Genomic DNA, 16,578 nt, shown 5'->3' on the forward strand with positions numbered 1-16,578 from the left:
ATGACGGCAAAACCCGCAACGGGCATCGCCTCCCTCCTGAAGACGGCTTTCATCAACGCGCTGATCGCGCTGGTGCTGTTCTCATTGATGGTCGGTATCCGCACCGAGGCGGGCTCCGACGGCCAGCTCACCTACTGGACTCGCTTCGGCGAACTCGCCTCCCTCGTCGGGGCGGTGTTCGGCGGCTCGATCGTGATCGAGCTGCTGCGGCAATGGATCGGCCCGACCGGCGCCGAGAAGCTGGTGCCACCAGCCGTGCAGAGCGGCATGTCCTTTATCGGCCGCTACCTCGCGCCGGCACTTCTGATCTTTACGGTGCTGGTGCCGGTCATCTTCTATGACCAGCGTTACATCCTCGACCTCGCGATCCTCGTGCTCACCTATGTGATGCTGGGCTGGGGGTTGAACGTGGTGGTCGGGCTCGCCGGTCTGCTCGATCTCGGCTACGTCGCCTTTTATGCGGTCGGCGCCTATTCCTACGGACTGCTCGCCACCAATTTCGGCTGGTCGTTCTGGATCTGCCTGCCGCTCGCAGGCATCCTCGCCGCGTTTTGGGGCGTGCTGCTCGGCTTCCCCGTGCTACGCCTGCGCGGCGACTACCTCGCCATCGTGACGCTCGCCTTTGGCGAGATCATCCGCCTCGTCATCATCAACTGGCAGGAGCTGACCGGCGGTCCGAACGGCGTCTCCGGCATCCCTCGCCCCTCCTTCTTCGGCATCCCGCTCGACAACAGCGACGAAGGGCTCGCCGCCAGGCTCGGCATCGAGTATTCGCCGACCCACCGCATCGTCTTCCTGTTCTACCTGATCCTGGCGCTGGCGCTCCTCACCAACTGGGTGACGATCCGGCTGCGCCGACTGCCGATCGGTCGGGCCTGGGAAGCCTTGCGCGAGGATGAGGTCGCCTGCCGCGCGCTCGGCATCAACACCACGACCACCAAGCTCACGGCCTTTGCGACCGGCGCCATGTTCGGCGGCTTCGCCGGCGCGTTCTTCGCCACCCGCCAGGGCTTCATCAGCCCGGAATCCTTCACCTTCCAGGAATCGGCGCTGGTGCTCGCCATCGTCGTTCTCGGTGGCATGGGCTCGCAGCTCGGCGTGGCGCTTGCCGCGCTCGCCATGATCGGCGGCTTCGAGCTGTTCCGCGGCCTCGAGACCTACCGCATGCTCGTGTTCGGCATGTCGATGGTGCTGATCATGATTTGGCGGCCGCGCGGCCTGATCGGCCATCGCGCACCCACCGTGTATCTGAGAAAGGCGAAGGCGATCTCGTCCGACCTCGTCAAGGAAGGGCACGGATGAGCGCTGACCAGATTCTCAGCGTCGACCGGCTCGCCATGCGCTTCGGCGGCATCGTTGCCGTGCAGGACCTGTCATTTTCGGCGGAGCGGAAGAAGATCACCGCGCTGATCGGGCCGAACGGCGCCGGCAAGACCACGGTCTTCAACTGCATCACCGGGTTCTACAAGCCGAGCGGCGGCACCATTCGCCTCACCCACGACGACGGCAGGGTGATGGCGCTGGAGCGGCTGAACGATTTCCGCATCGCCAAGCAGGCCAAGGTCGCGCGCACCTTCCAGAACATCCGCCTGTTTCCCGGCATGACCGCGCTGGAGAACCTGATGGTAGCGCAGCACAACGCGCTGATGCGCGCCTCCGGCTTGACCCTTCTCGGCCTCCTTGGCGTTCCTGCCTACCGTGACGCCGAAAAGCGCGCGATCGATCTGGCCACCGACTGGCTCAAGCGGGTCAATTTGCTCGACCGCGCCGATGACGCCGCCGGCAATTTCGCCTATGGCGACCAGCGCCGGCTGGAAATCGCGCGCGCAATGTGCACCGAGCCCGCCCTGTTGTGCCTGGACGAACCCGCGGCCGGTCTCAACGCGCGCGAGAGCGCTGCCCTGAGCGAGCTCCTGCTCTCGATCCGGGACGAGCTCGGCACCTCGATCCTGCTGATCGAGCACGACATGTCGGTGGTGATGGAGATCTCCGACCACATCGTAGTGATGGACCATGGCGTGAAGATCGCGGAAGGCACGCCGCGCGAGGTCCGCGACGATCCGAAGGTGATCGCCGCCTATCTCGGCGCCGACGAGGACGAGGCCGTGGCCGTGATGGAGAACGGGACGTGACATCGGCGCCCACTCCCCTGCTCGCGATCCGCGCTCTTCGCGCCGCCTACGGCAAGATCGAGGCGCTGAAGGGCGTCGACATCGAGATCAATGCCGGCGAGATCGTCGCGCTGATCGGCGCCAACGGCGCCGGCAAGTCGACGTTGATGATGACGATCTTCGGCAAGCCGCGCGCCCGCGCCGGCCAGATCCTCTATGAAGGCCGTGACATCACCGACGTTCCCACCCACGAGATCGCGCATTTGCGCATCGCGCAATCGCCGGAGGGCCGCCGCATCTTCCCGCGCATGAGCGTTGCGGAGAATCTTCAGATGGGCGCGGACTCGACCGAATGCACCGACGCCGAACGCGAGGCGACGCTGCAACGCGTGTTCGCGCTGTTTCCGCGGCTGAAGGAACGCTATGCCCAGCGCGGTGGAACCCTGTCCGGCGGCGAGCAGCAGATGCTGGCCATCGGCCGCGCGCTGATGAGCCGCCCCCGCCTGCTCCTGCTCGACGAGCCCTCGCTTGGCCTCGCACCGCTGATCGCACGCCAGATCTTCGATGCGATCCGGACCCTGAATCGGCAGGACGGTCTGACCGTCCTGATCGTCGAGCAGAACGCCAACCATGCGCTCAAGCTCGCCCATCGCGGTTACGTCATGGTCAATGGCCTGATCACCTTGGCCGGGACCGGTACCGAATTGCTGCAGCGCCCGGAGATTCGCGCCGCCTATCTGGAAGGCGGCCGCCACGGCTGACCGAGCCAAGACCGACAAGTGCGGCCGAATGTGGCGAGATATCTCCGCAAATGCCCGTATTTTGCCGGTGACTTCTCCTCGAATTCATTCAAGAATGGCGCCGGTTTGAACCGGGCATCCCGGCAACTTCCACAGGCGACCACCCGCGAGGTATCTCATGAAATCACTGAAGCTCATCGGTCTGGCATTCGGCGCATCGATCGCGCTCTCGGGCGCGGCATTCGCGCAGGATGTCACCGTCGCAGTCGCAGGCCCGATGACCGGCGGCGAGTCCGCCTTCGGCCGCCAGATGAAGAACGGCGCCGAGATGGCCGTCGTCGATATCAATGCCGCCGGCGGCGTCAACGGCAAGAAGCTCGCGCTCTCCGTCGAAGACGACGCTTGCGACCCGAAACAGGCGCGCTCGATCGCCGAGAAGATCGCCGGCGCGAAAATCCCGTTCGTGGCCGGGCACTATTGCTCGTCGTCGTCGATCCCGGCTTCGGAAGCCTATGCCGACGGCAACGTGCTCCAGATCACGCCGGCCTCGACCAACCCGCTGTTCACCGAGCGCAAGCTCTGGAACGTGGCTCGCGTCTGCGGCCGTGACGATCAGCAGGGCCTGATCGCCGCGCAGTACATCGCCAAGAACTACAAGGGCAAGAACATCGCGATTCTCAACGACAAGACCACCTACGGCAAGGGTCTTGCCGACGAGACCAAGAAGGCGCTCAACAAGGCCGGCGTCACCGAGAAGATGTACGAGTCCTACAACAAGGGCGACAAGGACTTCAACGCGATCGTCTCCCGCCTGAAGCGCGACAACATCGACCTCGTCTATGTCGGCGGCTATCATCAGGAGAGCGGCCTGATCCTGCGCCAGATGCGGGACCAGGGCCTCAAGACCGTGCTGATGGCCGGCGACGCGCTCGCCGACAAGGAGTACGCCTCCATCACCGGCCCCGCGGGCGAAGGCACGCTGTTCACCTTCGGCCCCGACCCGCGCAACAAGCCGACCGCGAAGAAGATCGTCGAGGCATTCAAGGCCAAGAACATCGACCCTGAAGGCTACACCCTCTACACCTATGCGGCGATGCAGGTTTGGTCGCAGGCGGCCAAGAAGGCCGGCACGACCGACGCCAAGAAGGTCATGGCGGCGATGAAAGCCGGCAAGTGGGACACCGTGATCGGCCCGGTCGAATATGACTCCAAGGGCGACATCAAGCAGATCGACTACGTCGTCTACAAATGGGACGCCAAGGGCGGCTACGCCGAGATCAGCGGCAACGGCACCTGAGCGCGCTTGCCGGGGCCTTTAGACCGCCATCCAATCATCACCGCGCCCCGGCCTAGCCCGGGGCGTTTCTTCTTGCGGCAGGATCAGACGGCTGCGGCCAGCTTGCCGCCGGCCGTGGCCTGGGCCTTCCGCAAGGCCTGCAGCAGATCGTTCGGCCGAAACGGCTTTTGCAGGCAGACCACGTTGGCGAGGTGGGGCGATTGGTCCACGAAGTCGAGCGCCGTCATCCCGGAGACCGCAATGATGGGGAGCGTCGGTGCTCGCTCGCGCAGGGTCGCGATGACGTCGGCGCCGCTGGTGTCGCCGAGAAAAATGTCGACGATCGCCGCGTCAAAGGGGCTTTCCGCGAAGGCCTTCAGCCCCGCCGCGCCGCTTTCGGCCTCCACGACCTCGAAATGATTGACCCGAAGCACGATCGCGACCATCGCACGGACGTCCTTCTGGTCGTCGATGATGAGAACGCGGGGCATGGGGAACAACTCCCGGTATCGAGATCAGAATCGCCAGGTTCAAACCTGGAACCCGCCGCGGCGGAGGGGCATTGTGGCATCACCTCAGTAAAGGGCACCTTACCCAAGTCCTATTCCGTGTTCCCACCGAGATTAAGAAAGCTGTAACCTTTGGTTGAGTCGTGGGCGGTCCTGTTCACGATCCGCGCCCAGAACCGCTACCATGAACGGACTGCCGGCCGAATGAGACGTGCGGAGATGCTCAAACCCGACCAGCTCAAGACCAACCCGCGAGAGGTGGATGTGCCTGCGACGGTCGACCGGAGCACATTTCTCTCGACCCTGCCGGCCACTTCGGCCGACCGCACCGCAGCGTCGACGATCGTCGGCGTGTCCTCGCTCCTGTTCGCAGCGGCCGTGCCCTTCGCAGGTACCCCGCTCCTGCCGGTGCCGGCCTTCGTCGCGAGTTATCAATCGGCGCTCGCCGTGAGCGACATCGTCACGGCGGTGCTGCTGCTGTCGCAGTTTGCGATCTTGCGGACCCGCGCGCTGCTGTGGCTCGCGACCGGCTATCTCTTCACCGCCGCGGCGGCGCTGGTTCATGCCCTCACCTTCCCCGGACTGTTCGCACCCGCCGGGCTCTTCGGCGCGGGCCGGCAGACCACGGTCTGGCTCTACATGATCTGGCACGCCATCTTTCCGCTGTGCGTGATGGGTTATGCCTGGCTGAAGGAAAAGGACGGTGGCCCCCGGATCCGCGGCGCGGCAAGCCGGGCGATTTACGCCAGCGTGCTCGGCGTCATCGCAGCGATAGCGGTCTTCACCTGGATCGTGACCGCGCAACACGATCTGCTGCCGGTCCTGTTGCGCGACGGCCGGTACACGCCAACCATGATCGGAGTTGTGTCCTTCGTGTGGTCGTTGAGCTTTGCCGCACTGGTCTCGCTCTGGTTCCGCAAGCCGCATACGGTGATCGACATCTGGCTCATGGTGGTCATGTGCGCCTGGCTGTTCGACATCGCGCTGTCGGCGATCGTCAACGTCGCGCGCTTCGATCTCGGCTTCTATGCCGGACGGCTCTACGGCATCGCTGCGGCGACCTTCGTGCTCGCAGTGCTTCTCATCGAGAATGTCCGCCTCCAGGCCCATACGGTGGGCCTCGTCGGCAGGCTGCGCCAGCAATCGGCCTCGGAACGCGACTATTACGGCAAGCGCCTCGCGCTGTACGGCGCAGTCGTCGAGTCGTCCAACGATGCCATCATCACGAAATCGCTCGATGGCATCATCACCGGCTGGAACAAGGCCGCCGAACATCTTTTCGGCTATTCCGCTGCCGAGGCCATCGGCAAGCCGATCGACATCATCGTGCCGCCGGATCTCAAGGGCGAGGTCAGGAGCATCCTCAACCGGATCGCCAGCAATGAGTCGATCGCCCAGCTCGAGACGATCCGGATCCGGAAAGACGGCCGCCCGCTCGACGTCGTCCTCAACGTTACACCGCTGCGGACCGATGAGGGAGAGATCATCGGCGCCTCCAAGATCGCCCACGACATTACCGAAGAGAAGCAGGCGAGAGAGAAGCTGCGCCGGGAGACCGAAGAACGCCAGCGCATCTTCGAGACGTCGCAGGACCTGATCCTGGTCACCGACGGCTATGGCAATTTCGTCCAGGTCAGCCCGAGCGTGAAGAACATTCTCGGCTACAACCCCGAGGACATGGTCGGGCACAGCGCGACCGAGTTCATCCATCCCGACGATCTCGAGAGGACGCGAAACGAGATGCGCGCAGCCCGTCGCGGCGCGGTCAAGCGCGGCTTCGAGGCGCGCTACTACCATTACGACGGTCACGAGGTCACGCTGAACTGGATGGGCAGCTGGTCCGAGCCGGTGAAGCGCCATTACTTCATCGGCCGCGACCTCACCGACAAGCAGGCCGCCGAAGCCCAGCTCAGGCAGATCCAGAAGATGGATTCGATCGGGCAGTTGACCGGCGGCGTCGCCCACGACTTCAACAACGTGCTGACCGTCATCACGGGCACGATCGGCATTCTCGGCGATGCGGTCGCCGACCGGCCCGAGCTTGCCGCCATCACCAAGCTGATCGACGATGCCGCCGAGCGCGGCGCGCAGCTGACCAGGCATCTGCTCGCCTTCGCCCGCAAGCAGCCGCTCCAGCCGCGCGAGATCGACGTCAATGCGCTGGCGCTCGAAGCCGCCAAGCTGCTGCATCCGACGCTCGGCGAGCAGATCACCATCATGCCGCAGCTCACCGAGGATGCCTGGCCGACGCTGGTCGACCCGGGCCAGCTGTCCACCGCGATCCTCAATCTCGCGCTGAACGCGCGCGACGCCATGCCCGATGGCGGCACCCTGGTGCTGGAGACCCGCAACATCTTCCTCGACGACGGCTATGCCAGCATGAACCCCGACGTCGCTGCCGGCAATTATGTGATGATTGCGGTCAGCGACACTGGCAGCGGGATCCCGGCGGAGCTGATCGACCGGGTGTTCGATCCCTTCTTCACCACCAAGGAGGTCGGCAAGGGCACTGGCCTCGGCTTGAGCATGGTGTTCGGCTTCGTCAAGCAGTCGGGCGGCCACATCAAGATCTACAGCGAGGAAGGCCACGGCACGAGCGTGAAGATCTACCTGCCGCGCTCGACCGGGGTGCAGGAGACCGAGTTCGAGGCGCTCCAGAACGCGCCCATCGCCGGCGGCGACGAGAAGATCCTGATCGTCGAGGACGATGCGCTGGTGCGGCAGTATGTCGTGACGCAGGTCAAGAGCCTCGGCTATACCGCGCTCGAGGCTGCCAACGGCGCCGAGGCGCTCAATATCATCGACAGCGACGAGACCATCGACCTGCTCTTCACCGACATCATCATGCCCGGGAACATGAACGGCCGCCAGCTTGCTGACGAAGCGGCCCGGCGTCGCCCCGACCTGAAGACGTTGTTCACCTCGGGCTACACCGAAAATGCCATCGTCCATCATGGCCGGCTCGATTCCGGCGTGCTGCTGCTGGTCAAGCCCTACCGCAAGTCGGAGCTCGCCAAGATGCTCAGGACCGCGCTCGCCGGTTGAGCCTGCGGCATCGCTGCGCTATCGCAGATCGCGAAATGCTCTCAACGACGAGGCCGTCTTGAAAAACCTTCTCACCGATATCGCCGGCGTCCGGGTCGGCCATGCCGAGAATACGGAAGTGGCCTCCGGCACGACCGCCATCATTTTCGACCAGCCGGCCGTCGCGGCGATCGACGTCCGCGGCGGCGGACCAGGTACGCGCGAGGCCTCGCTGCTCGACGTCGCCAATACCGTCGAGCGGGTCGATGCGATCGCGCTCTCCGGTGGCTCCGCCTTCGGCCTCGATGCCGGCGGCGGCGTGCAGGCCTGGCTCGCCGAACAGGGCCGCGGCTTCAGGGTCCGGGACGCCGTGGTCCCCCTCGTTCCGGGCGCGATCGTGTTCGACCTGCTCAACGGCGGCGACAAGGCCTGGGGCCGCTTCTCGCCCTATCGCGATCTCGGCTATGCCGCCGCCGCCTCCGCCGGCACCGACTTCGCGCTCGGCAGCGTCGGTGCGGGCCTGGGTGCGACCACCGCCACCTTCAAGGGCGGGATCGGCTCGGCGTCGGCCGTCACGGCGAACGGCGTCAGGGTCGCCGCGATCATGGTGGTGAACGCGGTCGGCAGCGTCACCGTCGGCAACGGTCCCTGGTTCTGGGCCGCGCCGTTCGAGGAGAACGGCGAGTTCGGCGGACGGGGTCTGCCGCCTGCGTTCACGCCCGACATGCTGGCGATGCGCATCAAGGGCGGGCCGGCCGCGAGCGAGCGTGAGAACACCACGATCGGCCTCGTCGTCACCGACGCGATTCTGAGCAAGGCGCAGGCCAAGCGGCTCGCGATGATCGCGCAGACCGGATTTGCCCGCGCGATCTATCCGGTGCACGCCCCGCTCGACGGCGACGTGCTGTTCGCCGCGGCCACTTGCGAGAAGCCGATCGAGCCGCTGGTGGAGCTCACCGAGCTCGGCATGGTCGCCGCCAACGTGGTCGCACGCGCGATCGCAAGCGGCGTGTACAGCGCGACCGCGCTGCCGTTCCCCGGTGCACTGCCGGCGTGGAAGGACAAGTTCGGCTAGGCGAGAAACGAAACCGCGGACACGGCGTTGTCCCGGCGGACCGAGGTGTTCCGCCATGCCGTCGTCCGTGATCCGCTTCTTTCGATATGCGCCAGGCACGCGCGAGCTGAAGGTGACTTTCGTCAGCGGAAGGATCTACCTCTACGAGGACGTTCCGCCCGAGGCCGCCGCTGCATTCAGTCAAGCGCGCTCAAAAGGGACGTTCTTCAATCGCGAGATCCGCGACCGTTATGTCTATCGTGACATCACGCACGAATATGCGGGTTAGCGTTGGGGCGCGCTTACACGCTCATCGACATTGATGAAGCCGACCCCGCCGAAGCCTGCGCCTGACGCTGCATCATCTGCCCGAACCAGTCATAAGGCGAATTGCCGCCGCCGTTGGCATTCGAACTGCTGGAGGCGCCAGGCACGTTGGTCGACATCTTGAAGCCGTCGGCATAGGTGACGGTGGTGGTGGTCGAGCCATCGGCATTGGTCGTCGTGGTCGACGTCGAGCCGCCGCCGGATTGCGACGAGGAGTCCGAACCACCGCCCGAGCCGCCGGCGCCCTGCGCGTGATCGCCGTGGCCGCCCCGCAGCGCCTTCGTCATCTCTCCGAGATTGATGTCGCCATCCGCATTCGCGTCCATCTTCGAGAACACCTCGTCGGCCTTGGCCAGATTGGTGCCGCCCGCGCCGAGGGCGTCCTCGAACTCGGACTTGGTGATCTTGCCGTCACCGTCGCCATCGATCTGCGAGAACAGGTCCTTCAGCGCATCCTCGGGACTCTTCGATGTCGAAGAAGCCGACCCAGTCGAGGATGAGCTGGTCGCGCCGCTCGTGTCCGTCGACTGGCCCTGCGCCGCGAACAGCGCGTTCATCGTCTCCGGCGAGATCTGCGGATATCTGCCCGAATTGACCGACGAGGTGGCGCCAGTGGTCGTGCTGCTGCCGCTGTCGATCGCGAACGGATTGGTCGCGCCTTGCGTCGATCCCGTCTTCTGCGTCGATGAGGACGATTTCGAGTTCGTCAGCGACTGGATCGCGCCGAGCGCACTCGATACCGCACCAAGGGCTAACAACATTGCACAACTCCAACCGATGCGGCATGCCGCGGCCAATGTTCCGGGCTGACGTCAGCAAGCGTCGTGCCATCGTGAAAAGCTCAATGAAATCCGCCTCCGCCACGCTTGGCGCCGCCGTGGAACACCGGCAATTCGTGCCGGCCGCGGCAGAAATTTCCGCCCACAGGAAGCACGCCTTCCCTGCATTGCCCGCCACGGAGGCCCATGTTAGGCGAGGCCATCTTTCACGGCCGCCACGGGAAAACGCGCCATGACCCAAGCCTTCGCCCCCCGCCCCCTGGCCATCGCGCCCTCGATCCTGGCCTCGGACTTCTCCAAGCTCGGCGAGGAGGTGCGCGCGGTGGATGCCGCCGGCGCCGACTGGATCCATCTCGACGTGATGGACGGGCACTTCGTTCCGAACATCTCCTACGGTCCTGATATCATCAAGGCGATGCGTCCCCACACGCAGAAGATCTTCGACGCGCATCTGATGATCTCGCCCTGCGACCCCTATCTCGAGGCTTTCGCGAAAGCCGGCTGCGACCACATCACCGTGCATGCGGAGGCAGGTCCCCACCTGCACCGCTCGCTGCAGGCGATCCGCGCGCTCGGCAAGAAGGCGGGCGTCTCGCTCAATCCGGCGACGCCGATCAGCGCGCTCGAATACGTCCTCGACCTCGTCGACCTCGTGCTGGTGATGTCGGTCAATCCCGGCTTCGGCGGCCAGGCTTTCATCCCCTCGGCGATCGGCAAGATCCGCGACATCCGCGCGATGACGGCGGGCCGTCCGATCGACATCGAGGTCGACGGCGGCGTCGGCCCCGACGTTGCCGGCGCGCTCGCGGCGGCCGGCGCCAACGCCTTCGTCGCCGGCACTTCCGTGTTCAGGGGCGGCACGCAGGACGCCTACAAGGCCAACATCGCCGCGATCCGCAACGCCGCGCTGGGAGCCCGCGGCGAGGCCATCTGACCTCCATTCGCGCGCCGAACCGGCCTTATGGCCGCAGCGACCAATGGGAATGGATGAGATCCGTGCCACTCCCTTCCTGGCAGGCTTGCGGCGCCTGCTCGCCGAGACCTTGCAGGACGGTGAGCAGGTGGTCTGGCAGGACCAGCCCGACGGCGTTGCCCGGATGATCATGTGGCGATTTCTGTGGTGGATGGGATTCCCCTGGCTATTGCTGACCGCCGTCGCCGTCAGGAACGATTGGATCGACCAAGCGGCCCAACCTCTCATGATGCTCGGAGTTGCGATGGTTGCGGCTCCGCTGGTGATGCTGCTGCACGACCTGCAGACGCTCTATGTGATCACCGATCGCCGCGCGCTGATCCTGCGAACGGCCTGGGGCAGACGGACCGTCAGCCAGACGCCGTTCCGGGCGATGGACATTGCGTTCGAAATCCTCGACATCGGCGGCGGCGCCGGCCACCTCAACTTCGCATCAGGGCGATCGACCCGTTCGCCCGATACCGACTACACCGGCCGCTACGGGTTTCGCTGTGTTCGAAACGCTCCGCGCATCCGGGATATCCTCGAGGGCGCACGCGCCGGAAAAGTGCGGCGGTCGCCCGCGCAATAAACTGGAGCGCCTCCAGGCGCTGCAGTGGGCAATTGCTGAAAATTGCAACCTCGTTCCGTACTCCTCCGGACTTCCCTGATTCGCGCAAATCACTGCTAGTGGTTCCTGCCTGTTTTTCACGGGAGCACATCATGACGACGACCCTGGTCTGGACTGGCGTGGCGTTGTGGCTTGGTTTCAGTGCGTTTGTTCTGTTCGGCCCTTCGACCGGACCGGTGCAGGTCCCGGCACGTTCGGCGCGCGGCGTCCGTCGCAACCGGATCTGACGCCGTGCAATTCGCGCTCGTGAAGCGCCAGCCGAAGCGCAGGTGCCGTATCCCGCGTCGTCCGCATCCGGGCCTCGACTACTTCTTCGGTCGGCTCGAACTCGCCGAAGGCGAGATGCGGGACGATCCGGGAGAGGAAACGTCGGACCTGGACTACCCGCTCCGGTCACCGAACCGGCATTGAAGATTCTGGATTGGACTCGATACTGATGAAGCCGCATTGCCCGAACTGCCTGAAGGAAATGACCAAGGCGTCCGCGTCGCGTAACCTGTTCAGTTGCGAGCCTTGCCGCGAGATCATCCAGTATTTTGGCGGCGGCGCGGATCACGGCGAACCCGGCCCGGAATTCTCCTGGCCCATCCGCCGCAAGCGCTCCGCCCACGCGGCCTGATCCAAACCCGCAAGACGCCAGGCGGGCTATCCCGCCCTGTCGCCGGCATCTGAGCCGCCGCCATTGCCAGCCAGCCGCTGCGGCCGCACCACGGTGACGGTGCAGCTCGCTTCCGCGGCCACCTTGGCCGAGACACTGCCGAGCAGCATGCGCCTGAACGAGCTCTGCCGTGCGCCGATGATGACGTGGTCGACTTGGTTGGCCTCGGCGAATTCCAGGATCGCGGCGGCGGGATCGACCGACTCCAGCACATGAGCCGACAGCCGGCTCTCATCCAGCTTGAGCGGCGTCGCCCAATGCCTGAGCGCGACGAGGCGGTCGATATGCTTGTTGGAGCCCTGCTCGTCCAGCGTCCGGTCGATCGCAATCCGGCTCAGCTTGAGCACGTTGACGCAGGCGAGCCGCGCCGACGGCAAGGTGGCGAGGATGCGCTCGGTGGTCACGCGCAGCGCCTCGTTCAGCTCCGCTGCGCCCTCCACTGTGTCGAGCGCGACAGCCAGGATCGGGCTCGAAGCGATCTGGGCCGCGACATCCGATTTCGCGCGCGGCGCCATGGCGCCAAGATTGAAACGACGCCGCCAGGCGACGCTGAGGGGATCACGTTTCACCCGCTCCGAGCGCGCGGTGAGCTTGACCTGGTCCGGATAGGCGAGATCGAAGGCGAGCTGGGACGCCGTCGGGTAGCGCCACACCGGCTCGATCTCGAGACACCGCAACACCACCTCCTGAAGCCACGGCGGATAATCCGCGCGGATCTTGCGCGGCGGATGCGGGTCGCGCCAGAGCCGGCGCCGCATCGCGCGCAGCGTCTCGCCCTCGCCGAACGGCCGCTCGCCGGTCGTGAAGAAATACAGCAGTACGCCGAGCGAGAACAGGTCGCTGCGCGGATCGTCGCGCACCCCTGACAGCCGCTCGGGTGCCATGTAGGGCGCGGTGCCGTAAGGCAGGCGGAATTCCTCCTGCAGGAGGTCCGGCAGGTGGTTGTGATGCGACAGCCCGTAGTCGATCAGCACCGCCTCGCCGGAATCGCGGAACATGATGCTGCTCGGCTTGATATCGTGATGGATGACGTTCTGCCGGTGTAAATCAGCAAGCGCAGTCGCGATCTTGGCGACGAGCTGCCGCGCCTCGTCATAAGGCAGCGGCAGGTCAGGGAGCCGCTTGTAGAGCGTGGCGCCTGGGATGCGCTCGATCACGACATAGGCCTGGTGGGCGAAATCGCCGGTGCCGAAGCAGGCCGGCACGTGCGGACCCGCGAGCCGCGGCAGGATCATCATCTCCATCTCGAAGGAGACGATCGCGGCGGGGTCCTCGCCCTCCGACACCCGCGGGATCTTCATCAGCAGGGGCACGTCGATGCCCGGATGGGTGACGCTCCACAGCGTCGCCATGCCGCCGGCATGCACGCATTCACCGATGGTGTAACCGTCGATCTCCGCGCCTGACTTGACCAGGGGTTTCGGCATCGCGGTCAGCGCCCCTGCGACAGCCTGTCGGCCAGCCAGGGCGGCAGTCCGTTGTCGCGTATCCTGCTTGCCGCGGTCGCGACGTCATAGGGTGCGCGGCAATAGGTGATCTGGCATGAGACCGTGTCGAACAGCACGAAGGACGCCGAGGGATCGCCGTCGCGAGGCTGGCCGACCGAACCGAGCACGGCGAGCCATTGCCGTCCGCGCAGGAGCTGCACGGGGACGTCGGTCTTTGGCACGAAGCTCGTCATCTTGGCCGTCACCGACATCGAATAGAGCGCGGGGCGATGGATGTGGCCGCAGAACGTGACATGGGCGGACGTCGCGATCAGGCTCTTGGCGGCGTCCACCGTCGAGCGGACATAGTGCCAGCGCTGGGGATGAGAGGCTTCGGAGTGCACGAACAGGCGGTCGCTGTCCTCCACCAGCATCGGCAACTCAGCCAGGAACCGCCGTTGCGCGGTGTCGAGCCGGCCGCGGGTCCATTCGATCGCGATCTGCGCCTCGGCGTTCATGGTCTCGGCCGAGGAATTGACCGCCTGGTCATGATTGCCGCGCACGGCGACGGCGCCCTGCGCAACGAGCTCCATCGCGGTATCCACCACCCATTCCGGATCGGCGCCATAACCGACGAAATCGCCGAGCAAGACGAAGCGCTCCGCGCCCTTCGCACGGGCGATCTTCAGGCAAGCCTCAAACGCCTGCCGGTTGCCGTGGATATCCGAGAAGACAGCTAGCAGCACGCACCCTCCACCCCTCGAACTGATATTGAAAGCCGATAAGGCCAAATTGAGGGAGATCAAGACCATGCGCCAGCGACGCGCCGTTTACCAGCGTGCCTCGCGCTGCCGGTGAAGAGCCTATTGCTCGTCCTTGGGCGGCATCCGGGGCGGCGGCAGCGGGGTGAACACGGCGCCCTGCGCACCGGCCGGCGGCGCGTTGAATTCGCCCGTCGATGAATCGCCGCCGCTGGTCTCGAGGATCGTCTTCGGCGTTACATATTCCCTGACCATGTCGATCAGGCTGCCGTCGCCGCCGCCGAAATCCGCGGCGCGTCCGCCTTGAGGATGACCGGCCGCGATCTCGTTCTGCGCTGCATGGGTCTTGTCGGCCAGCCTGTCGTCGTACGGCACCCGGAAGGCCCGGGGGATGCCGCTCGGGCGATTGTCCTCGTCAAGCGCCTCGACCCACAGATAGATCGAGCCGGGATCGCCCTCCAGCGAATGCGGCTCGACGATGCGGGCCTGGAGCAGCTTGAAGGCGGCAGGCATCCTGTCGGAGCTGGCCCAGCCGAGCAGTCCCCGCATTTCGGTGAAGCTGACGACATAGAAGGCGCTGGTGACGACCACGGCGACAGCCTTCAGCGACCAGTGCAGCCGCGCATAGACCAGCACCACCAGCAGCAGCGCGCCGATCACGGCATAGGCGACCGAGAGGCTGAGGATGACCGTCTGCAGACTACTCACGGCGCATCCTCACGCCGGTCTTGGGATCGATATCGGCTCCGTTGGCGCGCACGTTGCGGAACGTCTCCATCAGCGATTTCGGCCGCTGGTCGACATTGATGACCTTGCCCTCGGCATCGAGCCGAAACCGCACCGCGGTCTTCTCGTCGCCGGTATGGTTGAGCGCGAGCTTGTTGTCGAAGATCACCTGCGCTGTCGGGTTGAGCTTCTGCACCTTCACGCTCGCTGTCACAGGCTCGCCGGTCGTTGCCTGGAAATGCGAGATGTTGACGGTGTATTCGCCGGCGACGATGCCGCGCACGGTGACGATCTCCTCGCGGATGGGCGAGGCGATCTTCTTGCCGTTGACGATGATGAAATCATTGGCTCCGCCGCGATCGTCGCGGTCGAGCGTGAGGAAACCGGCCTCGCGGTGGCGATACCAGGCGATGTTGCCGGCCGGATCCTGCACGAAGAGGTCGAGATCGTCCGGATGATTGTCCGGCCAGTCCATCGTGATGATGAACTCAGCCTTGGAGTCGATCTTGCCTTCCTTGGCGTCCGGCGAGACAGCGAGCAGCGCCAGGAAGAACAGGAACGCGATCACCTGGAGCGCCTTGAACAGCATCACGCCCAGGGGATCGAACGGCTCCTCGCGCGGATAGAGACCGAAATCATCCATCATGACGGCGCACCGGAACCTTTGCGCTCCAGCACCGGCGTCACATAGGTCTCCGTCAGCAGCACCGCATCCGAGAACACCCGCTGGGTCGCGGCGTCGAGCATGTAGTACTGGATGCGGACCAGGATCGAGCCGACGAGGCCGGCCAGTGTGGTGTACATCGCGACCGCCATGCCGTCGCTCATCAAGCCCATCGAGGAGCGCATCGCGACCTTGTCGGCGGCATCCAGCCCCGCGATCGGCGCCAGCATGATGATGAAGCCGATGATGGTGCCGAGCAGGCCGAGCTTCATCAGCGTGTCGGAGACGAAAGCACCGAAGCCGTTGGAGCCGCGCAACCGATCGGCGAGATTTCGCAACAGCAGCGTCTGGTCGACCGGCCGGTAGTCCTGCGCCGCGGCTTTCGTCACCAGGCTCTGGATGTGGTCGCGCACGAGGCCGCGCGGCAGCTCCGCCGCGCTCGCATCCAGCGCCTTGCTGCCGTCCGGCGCCGCCAGCACCGCCCGGCAGCGCCGCGCCGCCGCGCCTTCACGCGCAATCGCCCGCGTGCGCAGGAAGCAATGGCCGCAGGTGAGGACATAAAGCAGCGCGATCACGCTGGAAATGTAGGTCCGGTCCGAGGTCAGCATCAGGTGGATCAGGCCGAAGCGCCACAGCAGCACGACGGCGAAGATCGAGAGCCCGGTGAAGATCATCCAGAACAGGAGCGCACTGCGCTCGGACGGGTCGGTCGCAGTCCCCGCGATCGGTCCAATCGTGATCGAACTCATGCTGCACCGCTCCTGGATTGCAGGCACTGGCCTGCAGCGTGTCCCCACCGAATAGATCAAAGCCGCCGTTTCAGGTCCAAAGACCCATGCCCAATCCGGCTTGGGAAATTTGCCCGAGCTGCAATCCGGCCCACCCCTGCAATTGGCAAGACGCGGCGGCGTTGTTAGGCTGACCTTACCAAACGTCGGG

19 protein-coding genes are annotated in these 16,578 nt (G+C 65.3%); 12 read left to right on the forward strand and 7 right to left on the reverse strand.

What is annotated here, in order from left to right; translation table 11 throughout:
• The 4 genes from livM (at window position 1) to ABIA42_RS19485 (ending at window position 4,148) form a co-directional block, all read left to right on the forward strand.
• Entirely contained in the window at window positions 1-1,302 is a 1,302-nt protein-coding gene (gene livM / locus ABIA42_RS19470) for a high-affinity branched-chain amino acid ABC transporter permease LivM (protein WP_370122242.1), read from the forward strand.
• Window positions 1,299-2,132, forward strand: coding sequence for an ABC transporter ATP-binding protein (locus ABIA42_RS19475; protein ID WP_370122239.1), 834 nt, complete (start codon window positions 1,299-1,301; stop codon window positions 2,130-2,132). Before livM ends, ABIA42_RS19475 begins: the two co-directional genes overlap by 4 nt.
• Entirely contained in the window at window positions 2,129-2,872 is a 744-nt protein-coding gene (locus tag ABIA42_RS19480; RefSeq protein WP_370122236.1) for an ABC transporter ATP-binding protein, read from the forward strand. Before ABIA42_RS19475 ends, ABIA42_RS19480 begins: the two co-directional genes overlap by 4 nt.
• Before the next feature lie 157 nt (window positions 2,873-3,029).
• Complete coding sequence (locus ABIA42_RS19485) at window positions 3,030-4,148, forward strand: branched-chain amino acid ABC transporter substrate-binding protein (protein ID WP_370122233.1); 1,119 nt, start codon at window positions 3,030-3,032, stop codon at window positions 4,146-4,148.
• Between the two features lie 83 nt (window positions 4,149-4,231).
• Here ABIA42_RS19485 and ABIA42_RS19490 read toward each other — a convergent pair whose 3' ends face one another.
• Window positions 4,232-4,618 carry a response regulator gene (locus ABIA42_RS19490; protein WP_271532909.1) on the reverse strand — a complete coding sequence of 129 codons (387 nt, stop codon included), beginning with the start codon at window positions 4,616-4,618 and terminating at the stop codon, window positions 4,232-4,234.
• 237 nt (window positions 4,619-4,855) lie between these two features.
• On the opposite strand from ABIA42_RS19490, the gene ABIA42_RS19495 reads away from it, so the two are divergent.
• From ABIA42_RS19495 to ABIA42_RS19505, 3 genes are read left to right on the forward strand one after another with little or no spacing between them, the layout of a single operon-like run.
• Entirely contained in the window at window positions 4,856-7,681 is a 2,826-nt protein-coding gene (locus tag ABIA42_RS19495) for a PAS domain S-box protein (RefSeq protein ID WP_370122230.1), read from the forward strand.
• Between the two features lie 58 nt (window positions 7,682-7,739).
• Window positions 7,740-8,735 carry a P1 family peptidase gene (locus tag ABIA42_RS19500; RefSeq protein WP_370122227.1) on the forward strand — a complete coding sequence of 332 codons (996 nt, stop codon included), beginning with the start codon at window positions 7,740-7,742 and terminating at the stop codon, window positions 8,733-8,735.
• 55 nt (window positions 8,736-8,790) lie between these two features.
• Entirely contained in the window at window positions 8,791-9,003 is a 213-nt protein-coding gene (locus ABIA42_RS19505) for a KTSC domain-containing protein (protein ID WP_131871270.1), read from the forward strand.
• 13 nt (window positions 9,004-9,016) lie between these two features.
• Here ABIA42_RS19505 and ABIA42_RS19510 read toward each other — a convergent pair whose 3' ends face one another.
• Window positions 9,017-9,802, reverse strand: a complete 786-nt coding sequence (locus ABIA42_RS19510) for an EF-hand domain-containing protein (RefSeq protein ID WP_370122223.1) — start codon at window positions 9,800-9,802, stop codon at window positions 9,017-9,019.
• Window positions 9,803-10,052: 250 nt separating this feature from the next.
• On the opposite strand from ABIA42_RS19510, the gene rpe reads away from it, so the two are divergent.
• From rpe to ABIA42_RS19535, 5 genes are all read left to right on the forward strand, one after another.
• Window positions 10,053-10,754 (forward strand): ribulose-phosphate 3-epimerase, encoded by a 702-nt coding sequence (gene rpe, locus ABIA42_RS19515; protein WP_271532919.1) that lies wholly within the window; start codon window positions 10,053-10,055, stop codon window positions 10,752-10,754.
• A 49-nt stretch (window positions 10,755-10,803) separates the two neighbouring features.
• On the forward strand, window positions 10,804-11,364 hold the full coding sequence (locus ABIA42_RS19520) for a hypothetical protein (protein WP_370122218.1): 561 nt from the start codon (window positions 10,804-10,806) through the stop codon (window positions 11,362-11,364).
• 131 nt (window positions 11,365-11,495) lie between these two features.
• Window positions 11,496-11,630, forward strand: a complete 135-nt coding sequence (locus ABIA42_RS19525) for a hypothetical protein (RefSeq protein WP_271532923.1) — start codon at window positions 11,496-11,498, stop codon at window positions 11,628-11,630.
• A 4-nt stretch (window positions 11,631-11,634) separates the two neighbouring features.
• Entirely contained in the window at window positions 11,635-11,814 is a 180-nt protein-coding gene (locus ABIA42_RS19530; RefSeq protein ID WP_271532925.1) for a hypothetical protein, read from the forward strand.
• Between the two features lie 25 nt (window positions 11,815-11,839).
• Complete coding sequence (locus ABIA42_RS19535) at window positions 11,840-12,022, forward strand: hypothetical protein (protein WP_131871275.1); 183 nt, start codon at window positions 11,840-11,842, stop codon at window positions 12,020-12,022.
• A 26-nt stretch (window positions 12,023-12,048) separates the two neighbouring features.
• On the opposite strand, the gene ABIA42_RS19540 is transcribed toward ABIA42_RS19535, so the two are convergent.
• From ABIA42_RS19540 to ABIA42_RS19560, 5 genes are all read right to left on the reverse strand, one after another.
• Entirely contained in the window at window positions 12,049-13,488 is a 1,440-nt protein-coding gene (locus ABIA42_RS19540) for a serine/threonine protein kinase (protein ID WP_370122214.1), read from the reverse strand.
• A gap of 5 nt (window positions 13,489-13,493) precedes the next feature.
• Window positions 13,494-14,234 carry a metallophosphoesterase gene (locus ABIA42_RS19545; RefSeq protein ID WP_370122211.1) on the reverse strand — a complete coding sequence of 247 codons (741 nt, stop codon included), beginning with the start codon at window positions 14,232-14,234 and terminating at the stop codon, window positions 13,494-13,496.
• Window positions 14,235-14,351: 117 nt separating this feature from the next.
• Complete coding sequence (locus ABIA42_RS19550; RefSeq protein ID WP_271532933.1) at window positions 14,352-14,957, reverse strand: hypothetical protein; 606 nt, start codon at window positions 14,955-14,957, stop codon at window positions 14,352-14,354.
• Window positions 14,950-15,621 (reverse strand): hypothetical protein, encoded by a 672-nt coding sequence (locus ABIA42_RS19555; protein WP_271532935.1) that lies wholly within the window; start codon window positions 15,619-15,621, stop codon window positions 14,950-14,952. Before ABIA42_RS19555 ends, ABIA42_RS19550 begins: the two co-directional genes overlap by 8 nt.
• Complete coding sequence (locus ABIA42_RS19560; protein ID WP_370122207.1) at window positions 15,618-16,388, reverse strand: MotA/TolQ/ExbB proton channel family protein; 771 nt, start codon at window positions 16,386-16,388, stop codon at window positions 15,618-15,620. Before ABIA42_RS19560 ends, ABIA42_RS19555 begins: the two co-directional genes overlap by 4 nt.
• Window positions 16,389-16,578 lie beyond the last annotated feature (190 nt).

It is taken from the genome of Bradyrhizobium sp. USDA 327 (assembly GCF_041262065.1).
Classification (GTDB): domain Bacteria; phylum Pseudomonadota; class Alphaproteobacteria; order Rhizobiales; family Xanthobacteraceae; genus Bradyrhizobium; species Bradyrhizobium liaoningense.